The organism is Campylobacter aviculae (assembly GCF_005406215.1).
Taxonomy (GTDB): Bacteria; Campylobacterota; Campylobacteria; order Campylobacterales; family Campylobacteraceae; genus Campylobacter_D; species Campylobacter_D aviculae.
Map to the genome: position 1 here is coordinate 1 of NZ_NXMA01000057.1, position 431 is coordinate 431.

At 25.1% G+C, this 431-nt stretch carries 1 protein-coding gene; it reads right to left on the bottom strand.

The features are described from left to right. Positions 1-178, bottom strand: a 178-nt coding sequence (locus CQA76_RS08960) for a transporter substrate-binding domain-containing protein (protein ID WP_232364931.1), incomplete at its 3' end; no start/stop codon positions are given. Positions 179-431: the final 253 nt, after the last annotated feature.

The window sequence follows — 431 nt, forward strand, 5'->3', positions numbered from 1 at the left end:
TAATTTTAATACCATTTTTTTTAGCAATTTCTTCTACTAAATCTACATCAAATCCTGTGAGTTTAGAATCTATTTTATAATCAAATGGTTTATAATTAGTAGCAATTCCAACCTTTAAATCCGTCATAGATAAATTTTTAGCAGAATTATCGCCACAACCACTTGCCAATAGAGCCATTAATGCAATTGTTAAAAATTTGAATATTTTTTTCATAGACTTACTTCCCTTCTTAATTTAAAGAATGCTTAGAATTCTAAATTTCGGTTCAGATTCTAGCATTTGTTTGTTTATATTTTGATTAGTAACTGAAAATAAAGACATATAATCAACCTTTAATCCCCCTTTAAGCTTAATTAGTTATACTTTCATTTCCTTTTTTTATCTAAAAAGGACTTAAAATCTTAAAAAGAAGTTTCATCAAATACTTAAT